At 44.1% G+C, this 21,629-nt stretch carries 22 protein-coding genes; 9 read left to right on the top strand and 13 right to left on the bottom strand.

Translation table 11 applies throughout. From position 1 onward, the window contains the following. Position 1: 1 nt before the first annotated feature. From VPNCDNU1_RS27035 to VPNCDNU1_RS27005, 7 genes are all read right to left on the bottom strand, one after another. Positions 2-838: a carbohydrate ABC transporter permease gene (locus VPNCDNU1_RS27035; RefSeq protein ID WP_104403259.1), complete on the bottom strand. Its 837-nt coding sequence runs from the start codon at positions 836-838 to the stop codon at positions 2-4. Then, positions 835-1,755: a carbohydrate ABC transporter permease gene (locus tag VPNCDNU1_RS27030; protein WP_104403258.1), complete on the bottom strand. Its 921-nt coding sequence runs from the start codon at positions 1,753-1,755 to the stop codon at positions 835-837. Before VPNCDNU1_RS27030 ends, VPNCDNU1_RS27035 begins: the two co-directional genes overlap by 4 nt. Positions 1,756-1,766: 11 nt before the next feature. Next, positions 1,767-2,888 carry an ABC transporter ATP-binding protein gene (locus VPNCDNU1_RS27025; RefSeq protein ID WP_104403257.1) on the bottom strand — a complete coding sequence of 374 codons (1,122 nt, stop codon included), beginning with the start codon at positions 2,886-2,888 and terminating at the stop codon, positions 1,767-1,769. A gap of 104 nt (positions 2,889-2,992) precedes the next feature. Next, the gene (locus tag VPNCDNU1_RS27020; protein WP_104403256.1) at positions 2,993-3,940 is read right to left on the bottom strand and encodes an ROK family protein; all 948 of its coding nucleotides are present in this window, start codon (positions 3,938-3,940) and stop codon (positions 2,993-2,995) included. After that, the gene (locus VPNCDNU1_RS27015) at positions 3,937-4,824 is read right to left on the bottom strand and encodes a sugar phosphate isomerase/epimerase family protein (protein ID WP_104403255.1); all 888 of its coding nucleotides are present in this window, start codon (positions 4,822-4,824) and stop codon (positions 3,937-3,939) included. The genes VPNCDNU1_RS27020 and VPNCDNU1_RS27015 overlap by 4 nt, the downstream gene beginning before the upstream one ends. Next, positions 4,821-5,960: a Gfo/Idh/MocA family oxidoreductase gene (locus VPNCDNU1_RS27010; RefSeq protein WP_104403254.1), complete on the bottom strand. Its 1,140-nt coding sequence runs from the start codon at positions 5,958-5,960 to the stop codon at positions 4,821-4,823. The genes VPNCDNU1_RS27015 and VPNCDNU1_RS27010 overlap by 4 nt, the downstream gene beginning before the upstream one ends. Before the next feature lie 109 nt (positions 5,961-6,069). Then, complete coding sequence (locus tag VPNCDNU1_RS27005; protein WP_104403253.1) at positions 6,070-7,341, bottom strand: ABC transporter substrate-binding protein; 1,272 nt, start codon at positions 7,339-7,341, stop codon at positions 6,070-6,072. Between the two features lie 374 nt (positions 7,342-7,715). Here VPNCDNU1_RS27005 and VPNCDNU1_RS27000 point away from each other — a divergent pair, with 374 nt between their 5' ends. Then, the gene (locus VPNCDNU1_RS27000; RefSeq protein WP_104403252.1) at positions 7,716-8,921 is read left to right on the top strand and encodes an ROK family transcriptional regulator; all 1,206 of its coding nucleotides are present in this window, start codon (positions 7,716-7,718) and stop codon (positions 8,919-8,921) included. A 39-nt stretch (positions 8,922-8,960) separates the two neighbouring features. Beyond that, a complete protein-coding gene (locus VPNCDNU1_RS26995; protein ID WP_104403251.1) occupies positions 8,961-9,395 on the top strand; it encodes a GNAT family N-acetyltransferase in 435 nt (144 codons plus the stop codon). Between the two features lie 52 nt (positions 9,396-9,447). Here VPNCDNU1_RS26995 and VPNCDNU1_RS26990 read toward each other — a convergent pair whose 3' ends face one another. Next, positions 9,448-9,921, bottom strand: coding sequence for a peroxiredoxin (locus VPNCDNU1_RS26990; protein ID WP_104403250.1), 474 nt, complete (start codon positions 9,919-9,921; stop codon positions 9,448-9,450). 82 nt (positions 9,922-10,003) lie between these two features. Next, complete coding sequence (locus VPNCDNU1_RS26985; RefSeq protein ID WP_104403249.1) at positions 10,004-10,783, bottom strand: hypothetical protein; 780 nt, start codon at positions 10,781-10,783, stop codon at positions 10,004-10,006. A gap of 361 nt (positions 10,784-11,144) precedes the next feature. Here VPNCDNU1_RS26985 and VPNCDNU1_RS26980 point away from each other — a divergent pair, with 361 nt between their 5' ends. The 3 genes from VPNCDNU1_RS26980 (at position 11,145) to VPNCDNU1_RS26970 (ending at position 14,833) form a co-directional block, all read left to right on the top strand. Then, positions 11,145-11,840 (top strand): hypothetical protein, encoded by a 696-nt coding sequence (locus VPNCDNU1_RS26980; RefSeq protein WP_104403248.1) that lies wholly within the window; start codon positions 11,145-11,147, stop codon positions 11,838-11,840. Between the two features lie 86 nt (positions 11,841-11,926). Next, positions 11,927-12,865, top strand: coding sequence for a zinc-dependent metalloprotease family protein (locus tag VPNCDNU1_RS26975; RefSeq protein WP_104403247.1), 939 nt, complete (start codon positions 11,927-11,929; stop codon positions 12,863-12,865). A 423-nt stretch (positions 12,866-13,288) separates the two neighbouring features. Beyond that, a complete protein-coding gene (locus VPNCDNU1_RS26970; RefSeq protein ID WP_104403246.1) occupies positions 13,289-14,833 on the top strand; it encodes a glutamate synthase-related protein in 1,545 nt (514 codons plus the stop codon). A 172-nt stretch (positions 14,834-15,005) separates the two neighbouring features. On the opposite strand, the gene VPNCDNU1_RS26965 is transcribed toward VPNCDNU1_RS26970, so the two are convergent. Further along, on the bottom strand, positions 15,006-16,937 hold the full coding sequence (locus VPNCDNU1_RS26965) for an acyltransferase family protein (protein ID WP_104403245.1): 1,932 nt from the start codon (positions 16,935-16,937) through the stop codon (positions 15,006-15,008). 429 nt (positions 16,938-17,366) lie between these two features. On the opposite strand from VPNCDNU1_RS26965, the gene VPNCDNU1_RS26960 reads away from it, so the two are divergent. Beyond that, the gene (locus VPNCDNU1_RS26960; RefSeq protein ID WP_104403267.1) at positions 17,367-17,726 is read left to right on the top strand and encodes a RidA family protein; all 360 of its coding nucleotides are present in this window, start codon (positions 17,367-17,369) and stop codon (positions 17,724-17,726) included. Between the two features lie 87 nt (positions 17,727-17,813). After that, a complete protein-coding gene (locus VPNCDNU1_RS26955; protein WP_104403244.1) occupies positions 17,814-18,263 on the top strand; it encodes an acyl-CoA thioesterase in 450 nt (149 codons plus the stop codon). Positions 18,264-18,352: 89 nt separating this feature from the next. Here VPNCDNU1_RS26955 and VPNCDNU1_RS26950 read toward each other — a convergent pair whose 3' ends face one another. From VPNCDNU1_RS26950 to VPNCDNU1_RS26940, 3 genes are all read right to left on the bottom strand, one after another. Next, the gene (locus tag VPNCDNU1_RS26950; protein WP_104403243.1) at positions 18,353-18,766 is read right to left on the bottom strand and encodes a VF530 family DNA-binding protein; all 414 of its coding nucleotides are present in this window, start codon (positions 18,764-18,766) and stop codon (positions 18,353-18,355) included. Positions 18,767-18,925: 159 nt separating this feature from the next. After that, positions 18,926-19,363 (bottom strand): MarR family winged helix-turn-helix transcriptional regulator, encoded by a 438-nt coding sequence (locus VPNCDNU1_RS26945; RefSeq protein ID WP_104403242.1) that lies wholly within the window; start codon positions 19,361-19,363, stop codon positions 18,926-18,928. A 9-nt stretch (positions 19,364-19,372) separates the two neighbouring features. Beyond that, positions 19,373-19,996 carry a cytochrome b/b6 domain-containing protein gene (locus VPNCDNU1_RS26940; RefSeq protein WP_104403241.1) on the bottom strand — a complete coding sequence of 208 codons (624 nt, stop codon included), beginning with the start codon at positions 19,994-19,996 and terminating at the stop codon, positions 19,373-19,375. Positions 19,997-20,135: 139 nt separating this feature from the next. Between VPNCDNU1_RS26940 and VPNCDNU1_RS26935 the strand changes: the two genes are divergently transcribed. Next, positions 20,136-20,585 (top strand): c-type cytochrome, encoded by a 450-nt coding sequence (locus tag VPNCDNU1_RS26935; protein WP_167404899.1) that lies wholly within the window; start codon positions 20,136-20,138, stop codon positions 20,583-20,585. Positions 20,586-20,943: 358 nt separating this feature from the next. Continuing rightward, positions 20,944-21,624 carry a hypothetical protein gene (locus VPNCDNU1_RS26930; protein ID WP_174715173.1) on the top strand — a complete coding sequence of 227 codons (681 nt, stop codon included), beginning with the start codon at positions 20,944-20,946 and terminating at the stop codon, positions 21,622-21,624. Positions 21,625-21,629: the final 5 nt, after the last annotated feature.

The raw sequence follows: 21,629 nt of genomic DNA, 5'->3' as shown, positions 1-21,629 counted from the left end.
ATTATCCTTTAATCGCACCTGCTGTCAGCCCCGATACAATTTTTCGTTGGAACACTAAAACCAATACAACGAGTGGAACCGTCACAATGACCGAAGCGGCCATAATGGCACCAAATGGTAATTCGTAACGGCTAGCGCCAGAAATAAGTGCGATGGCTACAGGAACTGTGCGCATTTCATCATTGAGGACAAAAGTGAGGGCGAACAAGAATTCGTTCCATGCCGCAATGAATGCCAGCAAACCTGTGCTAACCAAAGCCGGCCCCAGTATTGGGAAGAACACGTGGGTAATGATTCGAAAGGTAGAGCAGCCATCCATTCTTGCGGCGTCCTCTAATTCTTGGGGTAGCTCCTTCATAAAAGTGGTGATGACCCAAACCGTAAAGGGCAGGGTGAAGATCATGTAGGCAAGGATCAACGCCCAGAGTGTGTTGTACAGTTCAAGCAGGTTAATCATGCCCAGCAGCCCAGACAGAATCACCACTTGAGGAAACATAGACACACTCAATATCGCCATCAAAATGGTGGTTCTTCCTTTAAAGTTGACTCGTCCCAGAGCGTAAGACGCGGTGACAGAAAGAAAAAGCGACACTGCGACAACGGCGGTCGCTACAATAACCGAGTTTAGGATATTGCGTAAAAACGTACCGTTGCTGAGTACGCTGATGTAGTTGTCCCATTGGATACTTGGGAAAAATTCGACTTTGAATAAATCGGCACCTTGCTTAAACGAGGACACGATAGACCAATAGAAAGGAAATAGGGTATACAGCGCGATAATGGCGACCAAAATGTAGAACATCCCCTTGCTGAGGCGTTGTCTTGTGGAGTTCTTCATCTTGACTCCTTAGACATTAAGCTATTGCGGGATAAATACAAATACCCGATCGTCACTAAGGCAACAATGAAGAACAACAGAGTTGAAGCCGCTGCCCCATACCCCATATCTTGAAAATCAACCAACTGCTTACGCGCAAATATCGACATGGTAATCGTAGACTCACTGCTCCCTGTTAACACGTACGCCAAATCGAACATACGCAGCGCATCCAACAATCGGAATACTACCGCCACCAAAATGGCTGGCTTGATCAGGGGTAACGTTATGTGCCAAAAGACTCGCCAAGCAGGGACATTATCCACTTTCGCCACCTCGTAGATGTCTTTTGGGAGCATTTGCAAACCAGCTAAGATCAACAGCGTCATAAAGGGGGTGGTTTTCCAAACATCGACGAAGATAATCGCAGCCATCGACCATTGTGGGTCTGCTGTCCATGCGATCTTTTCACTCAGTATGCCAATCGACATGCCAATTTGATTGATCACACCATATTGATCGTGGAACATCCATTCCCACATTCTGGCAGAGACGATAGTCGGGATAGCCCATGGCACTAACACAACCGCGCGCATAATGCCTTTGGTAGGCAGATTGGCATTCAAAATTAGAGCGATACCAAGCCCAATGACGGTTTCCAATACCACAGACACCACCGCAAAATAAAGCGTGTTCCAAACCGAATTCCACCACGATGAATCGGTGAGCAAATAGGTATAATTCTCTAACCCTATCCAGCTCGCAAGTTCGGGCTCCATTAACGAAGCATCCGTAAATGAGAAGTAGAAATTCTTGAGCAATGGATAAAGGGCGACCACTGCTAGCACTAGCGCCATAGGGAGAATATACAGCCACGCTTCGTAGACTTTTTGTTGGTTTAACCGGAACCCGACTGATGGTTTACTTTCTTTATTCATACGGGCTCAACCTATTCATGAGTATTTCGCGGCTGAGTGGATTCGCTCTCGCCTTTTGGGCGGTCGCTTTTCTGGCAATCGATATTGATGCCACGGGTATCGAAGCAATGCACATGATCCCAGTTAAAAACCAGGTACACCTCTTGGTTAGCTTCAAGATGCTGTTGCCCATCCAGTGTCACGACAAGTTTGATCCGTGTCCCTACGGTGCAATACACGTAACTTTCATCACCCAATATTTCGGTGTGAGTAATTTTGGCTTTGAGATCGGCTTGTTTCGGGCTGCTTGTTAGAGAGAGATCTTTTGGGCGAATGCCAAGCGTTATTTTTCTACCCATCATTTTGGAATCCACCATATCAAGGTGGTAACCATGGAAATGAAAGCCGTCAGCCTCCATCTCTCCTTCAATAAAGTTCATTTTTGGTGAACCAATAAACCCTGCCACAAATTGATTTATTGGGTTGTTGTATAACTCAAGTGGCGATCCAAATTGTTCAATGATGCCGTTATTGAGCACGACGATCTTGTCGGCTAACGTCATGGCTTCGACTTGATCGTGTGTGACGTAAATTGTGGTGGCGTTGAGTTTTTTATGAAGTGTGGCGATTTCAACTCGCATGTCTACGCGAAGTTCGGCGTCTAGATTACTTAGGGGTTCATCAAACAAGAAGATTTTAGGCTCACGAACGATGGCCCTTCCAATGGCGACACGTTGTCTTTGTCCGCCTGATAGTTGAGCTGGTTTTCTATCGAGTAAAGAACCCAGTTTGAGAATGTCAGCAGCTTTAGTGACACGCTCTGAAATATCATGTTTAGGCAACCGAGCCGTTTTCAGGGCAAACGCCATGTTGTCCCATACATTCATGTGTGGGTACAACGCGTAGGATTGGAATACCATGGCTAGCCCACGCTGTCCGGGCGCGATATCGTTGACGTTTGTTCCGTCAATTCGAACATCACCAGACGTTTGAAGATCAAGACCTGCGATAAGGCGTAGAAGGGTCGATTTTCCACAACCAGACTGCCCGACGAACACAATGAATTCGCCTTGATGAATCGATAGGTTGATGTCTCGCAAAACAGGGGTTTTGCTGTATGTTTTGTTTACCTGATGTAAAGACAAAACTTCCATGGGTTGTCTTCCTTTTTCCTAGATCTTACTAACGTAGAGCTTACTAACGTAGAGCTTACTAACGTAGAGCTTGAAAGCGCATGTATTTCTGCGAACTTGAATACCTAATCTTTCGCCATTTTAGATGCGGCAAGCGCCGCACCAATCGTCCCTGCTTTGTTCGCAAAATACGCTTTATGAACGGGAATGGTTTTGCATTCCTCCGCCCATATTCGGTCACGAAGGGTGGCTTCAATATAGTGATGATATAACCCACTTGCACAGCCTAAACCTCCACCAAAAATGATGGCTTCTGGGTCTAGCATATTGACCATTTGTGCCAACAAGCTGCCCAAAACGTCTCCGGCGAGCTTAATGTATTGACGCTCTTTCGATGCGCCCATTTCAGCTTGCAATAACAGTTCAGGCAAATCTTGATAGCGCTGCGCGGGGTGGCTCATGTTCCAGCAATCTAGTAACCCCGCGCCAGATACCAATGCTTCAGGTAGATAGCTCAGGGGTTTCATATCAGTTGTGCACCCCGTGAGCGTGCTACTCGCAAAATGAATGGCGTAGCCGTTTTTCCCTCGCCAAGGTACACCGTTGTTAAACAAGGTATAGGCCACCCCAGTACCCAAAGAGACATAGACGAACGATTGGTATGGCTTGCCAGCCCCCAATTTTGCCTCAGCGAGACCCGCCACCCGAACGTCACTCTCAAACAACACATTGTTAAGGGGGAAATCAGAGTGACACAGTGAACGAAGATCGAAATTCCAATCACTGACAATTTCACCTGAGTTGTTCACCAGCTCTGGGAAGGCAATCCCGCATCCTTTTACAGGAAAATTTCTGATGTTCGCGAATTCAAGGTGGTAAGACAGTAGCTTGTGAATGTCGCCAATGATGTCTTTCTTTGGGCGTTGCTTTTGTGTGGCAACCTGAGTTTCGCAAAGGATGTGTCCCGTATTGGTATCGACTAATGCCGACGCCATTTTGGTGCCACCAATATCGATACCCACAAATGCGTTAGCGGATTGATAGTTGTACGTATTAAGCGCGTTTGGGGTCATGCCACCCCCATTCCAAGTCGTTTGATGTAGGCGAGGCTGCTTCTGGCGTGTGTGAGTGCCATATTGTGAATGTCTGGGTAAATGTCTTGTTCTACCACTGCGTAGCCTCGAAAGTTCTGCCTATCCAATTCAGCTTTAATAGCGGTGAAGTTTACGCTGCCTTCGCCCAGCGGCACCATCACCCCAAGTTCAAACGCGTCATTGTCGCTGAGGTTTTTCTGCTTCACTTTATCTCGAATGGGGGAACTCATGTCTTTTAGGTGGTAATAGCGAATGCGCGATCCGAATTCTTTAATGAAATCTTCTGGTACTCCACCCGTGTAAAGATGATGACCTGTGTCGAAACAGAGGTTCACGTAATCGGGATGGGTGTCGTTAAGCAGCCGGATAATTTGATGTTCGTTTTCAATGCAGGTTGAAACATGCGGGTGAAACACATAATCCAATCCATACTCTTCCTTAACAATTTTTGCCGATTCAGAAATTACCTTAATGATGTGTTTCCAATCCGTAAGGTTGAGGTTGCGATCGCTTGGGTATTTATAAAGGCTATCGCCGTCCATAAACACAAAATAGCGCGCATTTAATTCTTTCAGGGTAGGGCAAATATTGCTTATATCCGATCGAATGGTGTTTAGTGCATTAGGGACAATGAGATCCGACATATGAGCGGTGCCGCAAACATTCAAATTATGGGCTTCCAGTTCATACTTGAGCTCCCCTATATCCGTCGGAAGGTAGCCGTAGGGTCCAAGTTCAATGGTGCGGTATCCGCAAAAGTTGGCTTCATCTAAAAATTTTCGCCAAGTTGGCTGTTGGTGATCCTTTGGGTACCAAACTCCCCAAGAGCAAGGACAAGTGGCGAGTGTTATCTGGCTGGTCATTTGTGTTCTCCCGCCATATTAGATGCCGTATCGCTAGGAATGTCGTCAATTCCGAGATTGAATGCGATGGATTCGATAGCTTGCATTACTAAATTGAGATCTTGCTGAGACTCTTTAAGACCCGTTAAAACAGGGGCGTTTTGAGTAAGGGTTTGGTGCCAATAAAGAAGCTCCAGATTAAATTGATCTTGGTAAAATGGACCGTGGGTTTCGCTTGGGTGGTGCCCCTCTCCACTTTGAAACTCAAGTGTGGTGGGCAAGTTTCGAATGTAAGGCGTCGGATAATTGATCTTGAGCCTATTAGTTTCAGAGGTCAGTTCGATACTGGCATCCACGCGAGGAATGTTGTCGATCAAAATTTCATAGGTGGCAAAAAAGGATCCGTAATCCATTGTCATGGAGATATGTTCGCCGTTGGAGTTAGCAAACGCGCTCACCACTCTATTTGGCGAACCGATTAGATGACGCAGTGCCGCCAAATTATGAATGGCTGCACCCGTTAACACGCGGTAAGCTTTCCACAATAAGTTGGAGTAAGCTTTGCTGCTGAGTAACTCCTCTCTTTGTTTCTGTTCGGTTTCTTTAGCGTGTTCGATGTGTCGCTTATCGTGGTCTTCTGGGTAGTATAAATCTGAGACTTGTGGAAGGAAGTGGTCGCCTTCACGTTGCAAATCCCTAACACGCACGCTTTTTATATCTCCCAGTTCATCCAGTTTATCTTGAGCCAATGAAAAGGCTTTAGCATAGACACGCATGTAACCAACGGTGACAGAAATCTGGTGTCGCTTTTCCAGTTTGATGAGTTCTTCAACATGGCGTGGTAATAAACAGCTGGGTTTTTCCAGTAAGACTGGTTTGTTGTGAACAAGGGCGAGTTTGGTGTGTTCGAAATGAAGAGGATCGGGTGACATGATGATAACGGCATCAACGGCATCATCCTTTACGATTTCTTCTACAGTGTGATAACCATTTTTCACGTGGTAGCGTTGGCAAACTTCGCTGACCAATGTTGGGCTGATATCGAATACCGCGGTTACGCAAAATTTGTCGGGATGGTGAAACAAAGTAGGCAAATGAAGGCTCTGTGCAGCTTCGCCTAACCCAATCAACCCAAGTCTTATAGGTGAGTTCAACATAACAGCTTGTCGTCCTTATCTATGTTCGATACGAAATCATCTTGAATTCAGTAAAAGTATGGCAGGCAGCAATGCAATTCGCTTTACTGCCTGCCAAGCACGGCGTGGTTTACCACTTGCCGCGTTTTTTCAGCCTTTTCAGCTCCGATTCCATTTGTTCAAGCGCTTTCTCAGCACTGATCTCTCCAGACAGAGCTTTATGAACTTGTTTCCAAATGGTGTTACTCACTCGGCTGTACTGATCACCAGTCACCTGAGAAGGACGGGCAACCACATTGGCGAACGATGTCTGCATGTCGGCTAAAAACGGGTTTGCTTTTAGAACATCAGCATCGTTGTAAAGTGCCGGCAGAGTGGGGCTGTAACTGGCTTCAATAGCGCGACGTTTTTGCTCGCTCATTCCCGTCAGGTAGTTCACTAAGCTCACTGCGGTTTTTGGGGAGCGAGAATACTTGGATACCCCAAGCAATGCGGTTCCGTAACAGCCAGCATGGATGCCATCAGGGGAGCCTTTCGGCAATGCAACCACACCCACTTTGTCTTTGATGACGGAGTCTTCCGAATTGGCAAGGCTCCATACATACGACCAGTTACGGTGAAAAAGGGCGTTTCCATTTTGGAAAACACCACGAGACGACTCTTCGTCGTAGTTTAATGTGCCCGGTGGGCTGATTGTATTTATCCAACTTGACGCTGTTTTGAGAATCTCGCGATTGGCAGAGGTATTGACGGTAATGTCACCATTTTCATCAATAATGGTGCCGCCATCTGTCGAGCCAAACCATTCGATCGCGTTGCACGTTAAGCCTTCATATGACCGTCCTTGCCATGCGTATCCCCAAAAATCTGGGTTTCCTGATTTTCGTTCTTTTGCTTGGACATCTTGCGCAATCTTTGTGAGTTCTTGATAGGTCTTAGGTGGGTTATAGCCGTATTTTTCCAGTAAGTCTTTTCTGTAGAACAGCATTCCAGTGTCCATGTACCAAGGAATGGACAGTACTTTTCCGTTAACCGTTGTACCTTCTACTGCGGCACTGAAGTGCTGAGAAATACTCTCTGGTTTGGCGTACTCATTCATATCGAGTAGGTGAGATTTCAACGCCCCTGGCCAAATAGTATCCAAGATGAGCACATCAATATCTTTAGATTTAGCCGTTAGCAATTGTTGATAAAGAGGCAGTACGTCATCCCAACTTGCTGGCAAGGTAACAACAGTGACCTCGTTGCCCGTTTCTTTTGCCCATGCGTTAGTCCCATCTTTGCAGAGTTGTAACTCTACGCCAGATGAGCTGCAAAACACTGTGACTTCTTCAGCTTGGGCATTAAGCGTATAACTACTCGCTAACATACTCAGCGCCAAAAGTGGTAAGAACTTATTCATATCACCTCCATGTGTTAGGGTCTGCCGACCCGAGTCAACCTGAATATGTAGATACGTTGGGATCGCACATTTTCGGGTTGAGTAAATAAATCCATTGAATGGAATTAAATGATAGAAAGGTCATTGTTGTATATTTTTTGATCGATTAATTGTGATCTGAATTTGAATTTATTTCGTAGGTTTTGTGAATTCAATGAGTTAGGGTAGAAGGACAATTGAGGTTACTTGGGTATAATTTCGCAATTAAACCGAACGGCTTTCCAATTGTGGGATTTTGTTAACTTGTTTCTGAACTAATCAGAGGTAACCTAAGGAATCGCTGATTTTGGTCACAGACAAAGTTTCGGAAATAAGAGTACGACAAGGAAGTAAAAGTGAAAGGTAAGAACCACGAACATACCAAGCGTTCAAACCTGAGTGTGGTTTTCGAAATTATTCGGCGGCACCCTCGGATTAGCCGTGTGAGCGTGGCGCAGCAGTCTGGGCTGAGAAACCAAACCATTACCAATTTGGTTAGAGAGCTTATTCAAACGGGCTATGTTCTAGAAGTTGGGAAGGTGCAAGGTAAGCGAGGACAACCCCAAACATTGTTGGAAGTGAATCCTGCTTCGTGTTTGTCTATTGGGTTGCAGATTGATCAAGGGTTTGTGAGTGCAAGTTTAGTGGATCTGAATCTAAATTTGCTGGCAGATCACCAAGCAGAGCTAACAAGCCTAGAGCCTGATTACGTGATAAACCAACTTGATAGAGTGGTAAATAGTTTGCTTGATATGGTGCCGAATTCCCGCCAGTCGCTGATAGGAGTTGGCGCCGCCGTGGCCACTCTGCTTAAAGATGACACCGAACATCACCCAGTTGCCAATGCTTGGCAAGCGTGGGGTAAGTTGGATTTAACACACAAATTGAGTGAAAAGCTGGCTTATCCGGTTTATTTGGAAAACGATGCGACCTCTGCTGCTATCAGCCACAGTTTCAGTTGCCGTGGAGACAGGTTAGACAACTTTATCTACCTTTATATTGGTAACGGATTGGGTGCAGGTATTATCACCAACAACCAGCCATACAAAGGGGCGTGGAGTAATGCAGGGGAAATTGGTCGAATTCATTGGCACAATTCAGGTTCGACAGATTACATTGAAACCCACTTGTCGCTGCAAGCACTAAAAACCATGCTGAATTATTCTGGCTCAGATCTTCAGCTTCCTGCATTTATTGACGAGCATTGGGAGCATGATGAAGTCGTTCAACGTTGGATTGATGAATCCGGTCAACGCTTAAGATTTGCCATTAACATACTTGAAAATTTGTTTGAGCCAGAAAGCATAGTGTTGGGGAGCCAACTATCCGAACGTGTTATGGAAAGGCTGGTGGACGCAACGCTGCCGCTTTTTCCTTCTATTTGTGAGCGTCACGAACGGACTCGCCAACGGATCACTCTTGCCAAAGACAGCCTTCACACTGTTTCTATTGGGGCTGCATCGCTTCCTTTATTTGGCTTATGTCATCCTGATATGCACGATTTATTTGAATGTTCTCACCAACTTCCACCAACTTTTAGAGCCGTGAATTTAGACGTATAACCCTATTATATGGACATCAAAATAGCATTGAATAGCGACATGAACTTAACACCTCTTTCTGCGAATGAATATTCCAACGCTTACCCGATCTTTAAAGAGTACATGAAGCCTACGATTGATGAGGCGTTGGGCTGGGACGAAGATTATCAATACAATGGGTTCACCAATAGGCTAAAGCCAGAATGGTTCTATTGGCTTAAGTCTGAAGGAAATAAGGCGGGCTTGGTTATTCACAAATCCACACCCGAAAGTGTGCATGTTCATTTACTTATTGTATTCAAACAATCACAAGGTCGTGGGCTTGCGCAAAAAGCAATGAGCTGGATAGAGCAAGAAGCGAAAGGCAAGGCGCTGCCGATTACTCTTAGTTGCTTTAAAAATAATGTGCCCGCACTAAAGTTGTATCAAAAACTGGGTTTTGACGTGATTTCTGAAGATGATTTGTTTTTTGATATGAAAAAGTGGGTGGAATGAACCCAAGAAAAAGGCAGACCAAGTCTGCCTTTAGCGGTTCTAATCACAACGATTAAAGCAGCGCCAGAATCGCCTCTGCTTTACTGCCTTCAAACGTTTTAGGTGGTTCTACGTTCAGTGTGGTCACTACGCCGTTTTCAACGATCATCGCATAGCGTTCAGAACGAATGCCTCCAAAAGATCCCGTCTCTTTTACCAATCCAAGTGCTTTGGTAAAGCTTGCATCGCCATCTGCCAGCATTAGGATTTCGTTAGCGTTTTGCGCCTCTCCCCAAGCTTGCATTACAAATGCATCGTTAACCGAAACACAAGCAATGAAGTCTACGCCTTTTTCTTTGAACTGATCAGCAAGTACGACATAGCCAGGCAAGTGTGCTTCTGAACACGTCGGCGTAAAAGCTCCAGGTACGGCAAACAACACGGCTTTCTTCCCAGCAAACAGCTCGGTAACCTCATGGGTTGACATGCCGTCGGCTGTTAGTTCGCTCAGTGAACCTTCTGGAAGTGTTTGTCCTTGTTCAATCATTACATAAATCCTTCTTGTTATAGGCTGGTGTGCAACGAGTGTACGCCTATTTAAGCGGTGGAAAAACACTAAACCTATGGGGCTATTCTAAAAAAGAGATTTCAGGGTATTCCACTTGGTAGCCTAAATCTTCGAGTAAGGCGACGGTAATAATGCCGATTTTTTCACCATTAGCCGCCACCTCGGGTGTAAGAGGGGGAATTGCATTACCATGAAGGTCATAGCGGATAGGATCTTCTATTAGATAGTGATCATAAAAATGATCGCCAGATAAGGACAAAGGTAAGCAGGGGTAGTTGTTATCATATAGGTGGTTATACCAACGTACGGCTTGGCTTCCTTTCAAGCAATATGCAGGACCCTTCATTAACGTATGCGCTTCAGTGTAGGGTACGGTGAGAATGCCAATACCAAACACGTGCGCAAGCTCATGTCGCAAAGTGGTTTGATAGTCAGTTGGATCAAAAGAGTCTTCATGGGTTCGTGAATGAATCCACATTGTTGCCGTTACGGGAAACGCTGCGCCATTTATATCGGCGTATTCTTCGATAATGGCTTCGCCATCAGGTTGAATACTATCGCTTATCTTTATGTGAAGGGTAAGCGTATGGTGAGGTGAGCCCCCAACCGATTTAACGTATTGCAACCATTCTTGGGCTGCTTGAATATAGCGTTCTTTATCGTAGCGTTCGGCTTGTTCAGAAAACTTTAATGCCAGAGTGATGCCCTCATTCTTCACTTCTATCGATTCTGCAAGTGTAAGATGGCTGGTTGACGCGCATAGAATAAACAGTACAGGTAGATAGCGTCGTCTGCTCTGTGTTGTTACGTGTTGGAGGAAACCGCGAAGTAATTTGACCATTGAGGTATTACGCTTTATGAAAGTCCATTTATAGCTAAGAATTATACAAACTCAGCATTAGAGTTCTGTAAGCGTGTGTAATGGGATCAATAATCAAGATATAAAGCAATACTGCGAATATCGTGTGCTCTCTAAAGAGTAGTTTCCTAGAATTAACGGATTATTCCTTATTAATCATTTATCTTAAAATCGTGATTTCTTGTCTTATATTTAAGAGTGAGGTTGTGTTCGCTGTACGATAAATATATCAGTTTTTCAAAAATGTGACTTTCAGCCATAGTATATTCAATAATAACGTTTTTGTTTTTATAAATTTTCAGACTAAATTAATAATGCACTCATCTAAAAAAGGGTGATTGCTATGAGTAAGATTATACTGTACTTCGTTTTGATTTTGGGTGTTGCTGCTGTGGTATTTCTGGATGATGAAAAGCCCTCACAACAAAACCAGAAAGTAAAACAAGGGACTGAAAATAATACGGGCTCTCACTCGCCTCACCAAAACGACATTGGTCATCATCATACAAAGAAGAGTATTGCCGATATAGATGTAGCCACTGAGAAATTATCCGGCGACAACACTGCTAACCCTTCGAAAACCGCTACGATAGATACGAATAACCATGGTTCCGATTTGGATAAGGATGTTCATTTGGAAATTGAAGAGCCTTGGTTTGAAGTGACAGATACATTACCAATAGACAAAATTAAACCGTTTAGCGTAGGTAATGAAAATCTATCCGCCATTGAATTTCGTAATATTAATGAATTTTCGAATTTATCATCTGGAGATAGCGTACATATATTACTTCCCAATGGTGAAAAAATTTCAATTGCAATTACTCAAGATAGAAAACAAATAAATAATACCAAAACTTGGTCGGGTGTTTTTAAATCTAACGGTTACGATTACCCAGCCGTATTTACTTTCGGTGAGCGTAATGTATTTGGTTTTATCGGTCATCCTGACTCTGAATATAAAGTTACAGGGTTAAATAATACGGCATGGTTGTATGAAGTATCCCAAGAGCACTTCGAAGAACCCTCTCCCCAATAATTTTTCATACGATACCCAAATACCTCTCGGTCATTTGGGTATACATCAAGAAATCACCTCAATACTCGTTATATAAAAGGACGAACATGAAAATAGTAGGCATTGCGGCAGTCTTGACCGCAGGATTCTTCACACCTGTCATATACGCTCAGGCAGAGCAAAAACAGCCAACAGAGGTTATTGAAGCGATGGTAACCGAAATTGACTTGCTTGGTGTGTACACTCCGGGGTTAAAGGCGCATTACAGCGATGACCCTATTAGCGCGATTCAACACAAAGTGAACGTTGCCAATATGATCCATCAAATGAGTAAGACGAGTGTCAGCATCAATCTCGTAGGCACCATGGAGGTAAAGTACGACGAAGAAGTGCAGAAAATCTCACAAAAGGTGGCGTTGAACAACATCACTCCCGACACCAAAGGATATACGAACAAAGCGTTCAAAAATGTCGAAAGAAAACGGGCAGAACTGGGGGCAGATGTGGTGACGCTGTTTCGTACATTAGACATTAAAAATTCACCTGATTACGCCAAAGAAAAAATAACCAAAGGCGATAAAACGTACAACTCTATATCTAAGCAGTGTGGCCGGGCGCACTTGCTCACCAAATACTTCCACGATAACTCGCCGGAATACATTAAACGTAAGCTGTATAGCCACGTTTATACCAATGAGTGTAAAGACGACACTTTCGTTCATGAGCTAGGGCACAATATGGGGCTGTATCATGCCCGTGAGCAGTACTCAGGCAAGTTGCCGCATACCAATGGAAAATCTTATTCGGGTGCCTATGGCTATGGTGTCGACGGTCAGTTTGCAACGACCATGGCTTACGGGCATAAATTTGGGGTAAGCAAACGCACTTACACATTCTCAAACCCGGATATCCAATGTAATGAGCAACCATGTGGATTAAAAGACATGGCAAACGCAGTGAAAACCATTCGTTATACCGCCCCGCTTATCGCTAAAATCATGAATAAACCGCAGCCGCAGGTTGAATCAAAAGACATCACTCAATAACAGAATTTGCATTGGCTTTAGTCATCGCTTAAAAGCAAAGAGTGTAGGATTACCTGCACTCTTTTTTTTGCGAGGAGCATTTTTTTTGCGAAGAGCATGGATGCTATCAACAACGTTAGCACGGTGGAAAACTGAAAGCTTTGCCACTCGCTTTTAACAACAAAAGAGCCGCTCAGATGTATTTAATTCTTTAAATTGTCGGACATGCTAACTCTTGGTAATCAACTCCCTGAATGAGTACTTTTGGCATTTTCTTCATGCATTCTAATTTTTAGAACTTCAATCTCATACCTTGAAATGTTTATTTCTTGCTCATCAACCTATGCTTAAAAAGGCGTTTCGCCATAAAAAAATAAGGCTGCCCCAGTACATTTGCTAGGAGGTTATGCCATTGAACACACTGGAAACAATAAGGAATACCTGATGAGCAAACCTGTAGTGGCTGATAACAAGCCCGTTAAAGTCGATCTCAAAAAAGGAGACGACTACTACTTCTGCGCGTGTGGACGCTCCAAAAACCAACCGTTTTGTGATGGGTCCCATGCTGGAACCGATTTCAAACCCAAAAAATTTACTGCAGAAACAGATGGAGAATCATACCTATGCCAATGTAAACATTCGGCGAATACCCCTTTTTGCGATGGTAGCCATAAACAGTTTAGTGCTGAACAAGTAGGTCAAGAAGGACCAGGTGTGCAAATTCAACAAGCTGGTGCTTCATCGGCTCCCGCAGCAGCAGCAACCAAAGAAGAGCCCACAGTGGAGTTTATCCATCAACTGGCTCGTGAAGGATTGTCTAAGCTCGGACATCACGGACCCATGACCTCAATGGGGGTACCGAGATATCAGTTACCGCATTGGGATGATCTTCAGGTCATGGTCGCTCAGATGGCAACAAAACCTTTGTTAGAAGATGTGGCTGTGAATACAGAATTGGTGATAGGTCCCGAAGCGAAAAAACCACTGACACTCAAAATCCCGTTGTTTGTGTCTGACATGAGTTTTGGTGCGTTATCGGAAGAAGCGAAGGTGTCACTCGCCACTGGCGCAGAGCTTGCTGGTACAGGGATTTGTTCCGGTGAAGGAGGCATGTTACCTGAAGAGCAAGCGGCAAACTCGCGCTATTTTTACGAACTGGCGAGTGCAGGCTTTGGCTACAAAGAAGAGTTACTCCATCGAGTACAGGCTTTTCACTTCAAAGGTGGGCAAGGCGCCAAAACGGGTACTGGTGGACATTTACCGGGGACGAAAAATATCGGGAAAATATCTCAAGTACGGGGGATTCCGGAAGGTGAATCCGCAATTTCCCCCCCGACGTTTAAAGACTTGAGCACCGCTGCCGACTTTAAGCGGTTTGCCGATCGCGTAAGGGAAGTGGGTGGCGGTATTCCAATTGGCTTTAAGCTAAGTGCAAACCACATCGAAAAAGATATTCAGTTTGCCTTGGACGCCAGCGCCGATTACATCATTTTAGACGGGCGAGGGGGCGGCACAGGCGCGGCACCAGAAATGTTCCGAGATCATATTAGCGTTCCGACTATTCCCGCCCTAGCACGTGCAAGACGTTACTTGGATGAGGTGGGTGCGAGCGGCAGGGTGACATTGATCGTAACGGGTGGACTAAGAGTCCCTATGGATTTTGTAAAAGCGATGGCGCTTGGCGCCGATGGTGTCGCGATATCGAACAGTGCAATGCAATCTATCGGGTGTGTTGCTGCGCGTATGTGTAACACCAACAATTGTCCGGCCGGTATTGCCACTCAAAAAGCCGATTTGCGTCAGCGTTTGAATGTAGCTAAAGCATCGAACCAGCTGAAGAATTTCTTTGAAGCCTCTACGGAGCTTATGCAGGTAATGGCGCGCGCTTGTGGTCATGATTCGTTTTCGAAGTTCAATAAAGAAGACTTGGCCACATGGCATAAAGAAATGGCACAGCTTTCGGGGGTTCGATACTCTGGCTTTGAATAAATAGGTTTTTTGAGTGAGCACGGGTTTTGAGTGACTCGTGAATGTATCTCGCGCCTTCTATACTCAAACCACCTCAAGATGCTAGAGCTCTGAATCCTGCACCTTGAGGTGGTTTGAGTATATTGTCTAGTAGACGCGGTTTATATTGAAAACAACCTACCTAAAACTGCCGTTAGTTAACAATTTTACGAAATTCAGATAAAAGCGCGACGCTGCCGTATTCGCTAAGATGATCATCATCGAAGTAAGCTGGACGACCATCAATGTCGCCATAGCAAGATTGGTCATCACAAAAGTATTGGGATGTCTGCAAAATCTGCACATTACACTGATCTTGCAGTGTATTTAACATTTGAAATACGGCTTGGTTTCTCTCATCGTATTCGCTTCTTGAAATGGATACCCTAAATTCGGTATTTCCCCAGAGTAACTCTTTTGCCATGGTTTTTGGGACATTGCGTTTTAACTCAGGGATGGGTTCCAACAGGTATACTGGGTTCGATTCAGAAATCGCGCATATTGTGTCGAACATTTTGCCGAGCGCCTGTGTTGAATAAGCCTCGCCGCGTTTATCAATGATCTCTTCACCTTCGAAAAACTCTTCTACCTTATCTTTTCGGTGAGCCAGTTCAGGTTCATTTGGACCTTGTAGCAATGTGGCGTAACGATTAAGAATCACCACCGGTACGTTAGGGTATTGAGGCAGTTTAGCGAGCTTACCTTCGATAAAATCGCCGCAGGAGTGATCAGGGATGCCATGGTTTCTTGTGTTATAGATCCCCTTGATGGTTCGGCAACCCATCATCGTCCAATCGGCTAAGCTTTCACCATCCAACACCTTTTCGACAGTTCGCACAATGCTGGCGGCATGGCTGTCACCCAATACAATGGCGCCCACTTTTCCTTCGCCATACTGGCAAAACTCATCTCGATTGTTTCGAACTAAACACTCGTCTCTTCTTGGGTTTTTGTTGTTCGCTTCGTTACTGGCAACCAGTACGCTTGGATCATAGTGGAACTCAGCCCCTTTGGTAATAAAGATACCGGAGCCTATGATGCCTACAATGGCTACAAACCAAAGTGGCTGATAGGTGAGTAATGGACGAACGCTAAATGCTGGAATGGCTCGACGTTTTGATTCAATCAGCGCGTGGCTAACAAATCCCAATAGCACGGAAGCTGGAATGCCGATCCACATCCAATAAGGTAATTCAAAATAAACCCCTGCTACCACTAACGGCCAGTGCCATAAGTAGATGGAGTAAGACCAAAGCCCGATTTTTTGCATGAATACGTTATGTGTTATCGCACTGTTATCTCGTTGCGCGGCGATAATGAGATACGTACCAAGTACAGGAAATAGCGCCAAATACCCAGGCCATAAAGAATGCTCGGACATCAGAAAATACGACGCCAGTATGAGCACCAGACCGGTATATTCGGTAATTGCCTTATGTTTTGAACTCAAAGAGAGTGGGTACAAGAATGCAACGCCGCCAAGAAGCATTTCCCAAGCACGAGTTTGCAACATGTAGTAAGACGCATCTGGCCAGCGATAGGTCATCAAAACACTGCTTAAAAAGCCAATCACAGTAGCTGCTAATACGGCTTTCTTTAATGTTTCTAGCGATAAGGTCTTTTTGAGCGCGACTAAAATAACAGGGTAGATAATGTAAAACTGCCACTCAACGGACAGTGACCAAGTATGAAGTAGCCATTTCTCGTGAGAGGCGGCGTCGAAGTAACCCGACTCTTTCCAATACACCAAATTTGAGAAGAACCCGATGCTTCCTATTGTGTGTTTACTGAGGTCTTTATAGTCGACTGGTGTTAAGTAAAACCACCCAAAGATAAGTAGGAAAAGGCACATCACCGCTAAGGCAGGGATAATTCGGTTAGCGCGGGCGAAATAAAATCGAAGTATGGAAAAGTCGCCAGAATCTAACCCCTTAAAGATGATACTGGTCATTAAGAAACCAGAGATGACGAAAAATACATCAACCCCAGCAAACCCCCCAGGTACCCAACTCGGGTTAAAGTGGAATAACACCACTGCGATTACGGCTAAAGCCCTAAGCCCATTTATGTCTTTTCTAAATTTCATATCGCTTTTCTAATTCTCATATTGTCGTTATGCCAAATTTCCACCTTGCTTATTGAGCTCTATGTTATTAGAGAAATGAGCAGAGTTTTGATGTTGAATTAGGATTAGTCCTTATTTCAAACATTTGTGTTAGAGACGGGTTAGCTTTATGTCATCCTTTCATAATGAAAGGCTCATGATGTCTTTTAAAACATCCGTAAGTTAAATGTAGTAAAGGATGGAAGCGATATTTAACAAGCTCTAGAACGGCATAAAGCATAATTGATAGCAATGTTAATAAAATTTGTTTTATATCAAATGGTTACCGAGATACTTGCTTGCTCGCCTTTGGATGTGTTTTTTCAAATGCATTCAGCTTCGGCTTTTTGCAGCAATATTGACGAGAAAAAGGAATAATGCGTTCTTCAGAAATGATAAAGGGCAATGAAAATGATTGAAAGGAAACGCGGGATCTACCAGGGAAGAAACAAATCATCGGCTTACAAAGATCTTGTGTGGACGGTAGCCACGTCGTCGGATACGTCTCTCGATATTATTGGGCAAACCGAACTTACGTTGAAAACCATCCAAAATAACCTGATTGAATTGAACAGTGACAAATCCAAAATGGTATCTGCTCAGGTTTACATCGCTAACATGTCCGATAAGCCTAAAATGGACAAAGTTTGGTGCGACTGGATGGGAAGCAACCCCGATCACTGGCCTCAAAGAGCGTGCTTAGGTGTGGCTCTAGAAGGGGATGTATTGATTGAAGTCACTGTGACGGCGATCCGTTCTGGCGATTTTTAATTTACTTATTTCACAACTTTTGAGCATTGATGTTACATATCGAAAGCTTGGAACTAGTATAAAAACTCTAAATCAAGGATGGATAGTATGGATTCAATGCTTAAAGACTTTCCTGTGGTAACTGAAATTCAAGTTGCTTGGGGAGAAATGGATGCACTTCAGCATGTGAATAATGTGGTGTATTTCCGCTATTTTGAAACCGCTCGACTCGATTACTTCAATAAAATCGGTCTATTAGTCGACATGTCTAAAGCGCACATAGGTCCCGTATTACGAGATACACAGTGTCGGTATAAATTGCCGATCACCTATCCAGACACCCTTTTTATTGGCAGCCGAGTTATCGACATCCAAGATGATCGTATTACGATGGAATACCAAGCGTTCAGTAAGAAGTGGGGAAAAGTCGCGACAATCGGCACCGCGACAGGAGTGATGTTTGATTTTAAAGACAATGTTAAAACCGATATTCCAGAGAGTGTAAGAGCTTCGATATTAGCGTTAGAAAAGCAGGTAGGAAACGCACCGGATAAATGACCTCAGTTGTGGAATACCTGATCAAAAAAGCCAAACAAGAATAACTCTGTTTGGCTTTTTGATTTTTAGCTTTTTAGTTCTTGCTATTTCTAGCGGCGGAAGTTTCGATTTTTCGAGGAGCGCTCTTTGTGAGCAGAAGCCGCTTTAGCTTGTGACTTTAAAATAGAATCAACGGTTAATACCATAGGATCTTTCGGCTTAAGACCATGTGGAAACGTGCGAGCACGGGGCGGCAAGTCATATTCTTCAGCGGAAGCTCGTGGCATACGTTTGAAGCGATAAAGGTAGAAGTTTTCGATCTTCTCCCTTGCCCAATCGGTCTTTTTTAAATATTTAACGCTGCTTGCTATCGATGGTTTGGTATTAAAGCAGTTGAATCGCATTGCGGTATCAAGAATATCCCAACCGTAAAAATCGACCAATTCTTGCAGCAAGGTTTCTAGCTTAAGCCCATGTAATGGGTTGTTTTGTTGCAGTTCAATTCTTTCTTCATCTGTCATCATAGCAAGTTCCTAAATTCTTACGCTTACCGAAGCAGGTTGGGTCTAGTTCAGAAGGGCAGGACTCTAACAGAAATTTGCCTGTTACCCTACCGCAATACTCAATCTATAGATAAGAAGCAGCTGAACCTAGCACCTTGAATATATTCTAGCCGAATCCGCTTACTTTCCGGCGACACCGTCCATGACTTTTGTGAGTAGACGAAGTAATTCTTGCTGTTCCTTCTCTTCTAAGTGAGATAACGCATTTTGATTCACTTGGTTAGCCAAAGGCTGCAAAGTCCCTTTTAGTTTTCGACCTTCCTCTGTTAGATAGATTCGGTAAGAACGACGGCTATTTGGATCGGCTTGTCTTTCAACCCAGCCACGCTCTTCCAGTTTATCGAGGGTTCTGGTGGTCGTAGAGTTTTCGATACGAGATTTATCTGAAAGCTCTCGCTGAGTCATGCCTTCTTGTTCCCAAAGGCACATCATGGTGGGCCAAAAACTTTTTGGAAAATCGTGTTTAGCCAGTTCTTGTTCCAGAAGTTTTGCGACATGCGCTGCGACAACGTTCACTTTCCACCCAAAGCTTTTTTCTCTTTCAAATATTTCGCTCATAGTCATCTCTTATGCAAATGCAACTATTGCAATGGTAACGGAAATTGCAATGGCTAGCACCACTAAGGCACGAATATTCGAAGCAAAATAGACGGTTACGTTAGTGTTTATGTGTTTTTGAATGCCAGTCACCATTGCCCAAGTCAGTGATATGCCTTTGTATTTATAAAAAACGATGGCTCCGACATGCAAAGCAATGAGAGCCGGAAGGAGCCTAGCACAGATCATATGCATGCTTTCAATAACGAAAAATACATCGTCTGTTAAGACGTTTTCGGCAAATACTAACCCATCAAACTGCCCTGCGATTGCCATTCCAGATAAGCATTGAAATAACAACGTGAATATCATCAAGAACGCCATCCACCCGCCTGCTGGGTTGTGTCCAATTTGGTTCGACTTTCCGGTCTTAACATACCTAACGACAGTACTGGGTGATGCCAAAAACTGTTGAAAACGACTGGTTGTGCTCCCTATTAACCCCCAGCATATCCGCCACATCAACAAGGTGAAAAGTACAAGTCCTATTTGGATGTGTGGTCCATTGCCTGAAAAACCTGATCCTAACAATGCAATAAATAATACAGCCTGTAGCCAGTGGTAAATACGAGTTGGTAAATCCCAAATTTTCATAATGTCGCTCTTGAGTTGATTGCTTTGCTAATAATATAATCTGCAATAGTTGCAAGTGCAATAATTGTGTTGTAAATTATTTCGGTCTAAACAAAAGACGCACATAACGGCGTCAATAGAACTTATGGGTGTACAAAAGATGAGAGCGTCTAACAAAAGGTTTACCAAGCTAGTTACATACGTGGCGTTGTTTATGCCAGCCTGTGTATTGGCAAAGCACGACGATGCCATTGAATCGAGACAAGAAGCATTTTCGATCATTGAAACCAAGACCGATGAAGCCGTCGAAATGATCGAGAAGTCTGAAATAGATTGGAACGCAGTACTCGAAGCGAGTGATGTACTCGTTGAAAACAGCGGCTTATTGTTCAATGCGTTTCCACACGGAAGCGAGAGTGGGAGTAAGGCAAAAGCATTAGTTTGGAGCAAACCTGAAAAGTTTGATGCCCTGTTGTTTGAACTTCACAACGGGTATGTCTCTTTTCAACAAGGGAGTAAAGAGCAGGATTTATCGTTAGCGGAACAAGGGTTAAAGCAGGCAGAAAAGACGTGTCGCTCTTGTCACCGAAGTTATCGATCGCGTTGGTAGGCACATTATATACCCAAGTGACCGCAAGATGTGGGATTCAGAGCCGCATATTCTGGCTCAGTTCAAGGAAAAGGACGCAGTGGAATGATGAGTCCTTTCCAAGTTCTTTAACGATGAAATGGGGCAGAATATGGGCTCCCAAGGGCGAGTTTAACTGGCTTTCATACTGCGTTACCGATTCTTGATTTAGAACGACTAAATCTTCATATCGTTGCCTTGTCTGAAAGCCAGTTAATTCTCGCTGAATCTAATATCTTGCGGTTACTTGGGTATATTTGCTGGAAGGCAAACACTCGGTCTCTTCGCAAACTCTGTACCCCGCGAAGTTATCGAAAATCATTATAAATTGAGGTAAACCATGAATAAATTTACTAAAGCTGTTTTTCTGGTAGGCGCTATGTTGTGCACAATGTCGGCCAATGCAGTCGATTTTGGTGTTGAATTGGCATGGAACACGAAAGACCACTCCAAAGTGTTGGAAGCCATGCCCGAACAGAAGGCAGCATTCGGGCAATTGATTGAAAAAGGCGATGTCAAAGATATGTACATTTATGATAGCGAATTGGACGGAAAGCCCACTCGCTTGATTCGCTTTGTGATCAGTGGAGACAATGAACAGCAAGTAAGAGATACACTTAAGGAGCTGCCTTTGTACAAGCAGGATCTCGTCAAGATTGCAGGGATACAGGCTCTGGGGCAAAAGTGGTTAGATAAAACTCCCTTGGTGTACAACTATGGTATTACCATGACATGGAAAGAAGGCGTTGATCCAATAGAAATTGACCGAGTTCTGGGTATTGATCTGCAGCGTGTGGTTAGCTTAAATCAAGCGGGCTTTCTAACATCTGCCTACTTGAATACTCAAAAGATAAGTGACGGCGTAACAAGACCGATTTACCATGTGGCCTTTATTGCCAAAGATGAAGCCCATGTACGCGAATTGGCAAAGCAATTTGAAGCCATTCGTATGGATTATGCTGACATTCAGGTTCAGCCTTTGGGTAACAAAGTCAATTTGGACGCACTACTCGGAAAGTGATCGTG

Source organism: Vibrio penaeicida (genome assembly GCF_002933855.1).
Classification (GTDB): Bacteria; Pseudomonadota; Gammaproteobacteria; order Enterobacterales; family Vibrionaceae; genus Vibrio; species Vibrio penaeicida_A.
This window is presented reverse-complemented; position numbering and strand designations above follow the sequence as displayed.

What these genes read in the sequence shown, in the direction of transcription:
- VPNCDNU1_RS27025 (WP_104403257.1), bottom strand. Translation starts at nt 2,888, where the DNA reads ATGGAAGTTTTGTCTTTACATCAGGTAAACAAAACATACAGCAAAACC.
- VPNCDNU1_RS26975 (WP_104403247.1), top strand. Translation starts at nt 11,927, where the DNA reads ATGAAAATAGTAGGCATTGCGGCAGTCTTGACCGCAGGATTCTTCACA.
- VPNCDNU1_RS26930 (WP_174715173.1), top strand. Translation starts at nt 20,944, where the DNA reads ATGAATAAATTTACTAAAGCTGTTTTTCTGGTAGGCGCTATGTTGTGC.
- VPNCDNU1_RS27010 (WP_104403254.1), bottom strand. Translation starts at nt 5,960, where the DNA reads ATGTTGAACTCACCTATAAGACTTGGGTTGATTGGGTTAGGCGAAGCT.
- VPNCDNU1_RS26970 (WP_104403246.1), top strand. Translation starts at nt 13,289, where the DNA reads ATGAGCAAACCTGTAGTGGCTGATAACAAGCCCGTTAAAGTCGATCTC.
- VPNCDNU1_RS26935 (WP_167404899.1), top strand. Translation starts at nt 20,136, where the DNA reads ATGAGAGCGTCTAACAAAAGGTTTACCAAGCTAGTTACATACGTGGCG.
- VPNCDNU1_RS26995 (WP_104403251.1), top strand. Translation starts at nt 8,961, where the DNA reads ATGAACTTAACACCTCTTTCTGCGAATGAATATTCCAACGCTTACCCG.
- VPNCDNU1_RS26985 (WP_104403249.1), bottom strand. Translation starts at nt 10,783, where the DNA reads ATGGTCAAATTACTTCGCGGTTTCCTCCAACACGTAACAACACAGAGC.
- VPNCDNU1_RS26990 (WP_104403250.1), bottom strand. Translation starts at nt 9,921, where the DNA reads ATGATTGAACAAGGACAAACACTTCCAGAAGGTTCACTGAGCGAACTA.
- VPNCDNU1_RS27020 (WP_104403256.1), bottom strand. Translation starts at nt 3,940, where the DNA reads ATGACCCCAAACGCGCTTAATACGTACAACTATCAATCCGCTAACGCA.
- VPNCDNU1_RS26955 (WP_104403244.1), top strand. Translation starts at nt 17,814, where the DNA reads ATGGATTCAATGCTTAAAGACTTTCCTGTGGTAACTGAAATTCAAGTT.
- VPNCDNU1_RS26965 (WP_104403245.1), bottom strand. Translation starts at nt 16,937, where the DNA reads ATGAAATTTAGAAAAGACATAAATGGGCTTAGGGCTTTAGCCGTAATC.
- VPNCDNU1_RS27030 (WP_104403258.1), bottom strand. Translation starts at nt 1,755, where the DNA reads ATGAATAAAGAAAGTAAACCATCAGTCGGGTTCCGGTTAAACCAACAA.
- VPNCDNU1_RS26980 (WP_104403248.1), top strand. Translation starts at nt 11,145, where the DNA reads ATGAGTAAGATTATACTGTACTTCGTTTTGATTTTGGGTGTTGCTGCT.
- VPNCDNU1_RS27015 (WP_104403255.1), bottom strand. Translation starts at nt 4,824, where the DNA reads ATGACCAGCCAGATAACACTCGCCACTTGTCCTTGCTCTTGGGGAGTT.
- VPNCDNU1_RS26945 (WP_104403242.1), bottom strand. Translation starts at nt 19,363, where the DNA reads ATGAGCGAAATATTTGAAAGAGAAAAAAGCTTTGGGTGGAAAGTGAAC.
- VPNCDNU1_RS26940 (WP_104403241.1), bottom strand. Translation starts at nt 19,996, where the DNA reads ATGAAAATTTGGGATTTACCAACTCGTATTTACCACTGGCTACAGGCT.
- VPNCDNU1_RS27035 (WP_104403259.1), bottom strand. Translation starts at nt 838, where the DNA reads ATGAAGAACTCCACAAGACAACGCCTCAGCAAGGGGATGTTCTACATT.
- VPNCDNU1_RS27005 (WP_104403253.1), bottom strand. Translation starts at nt 7,341, where the DNA reads ATGAATAAGTTCTTACCACTTTTGGCGCTGAGTATGTTAGCGAGTAGT.
- VPNCDNU1_RS26950 (WP_104403243.1), bottom strand. Translation starts at nt 18,766, where the DNA reads ATGATGACAGATGAAGAAAGAATTGAACTGCAACAAAACAACCCATTA.
- VPNCDNU1_RS26960 (WP_104403267.1), top strand. Translation starts at nt 17,367, where the DNA reads ATGATTGAAAGGAAACGCGGGATCTACCAGGGAAGAAACAAATCATCG.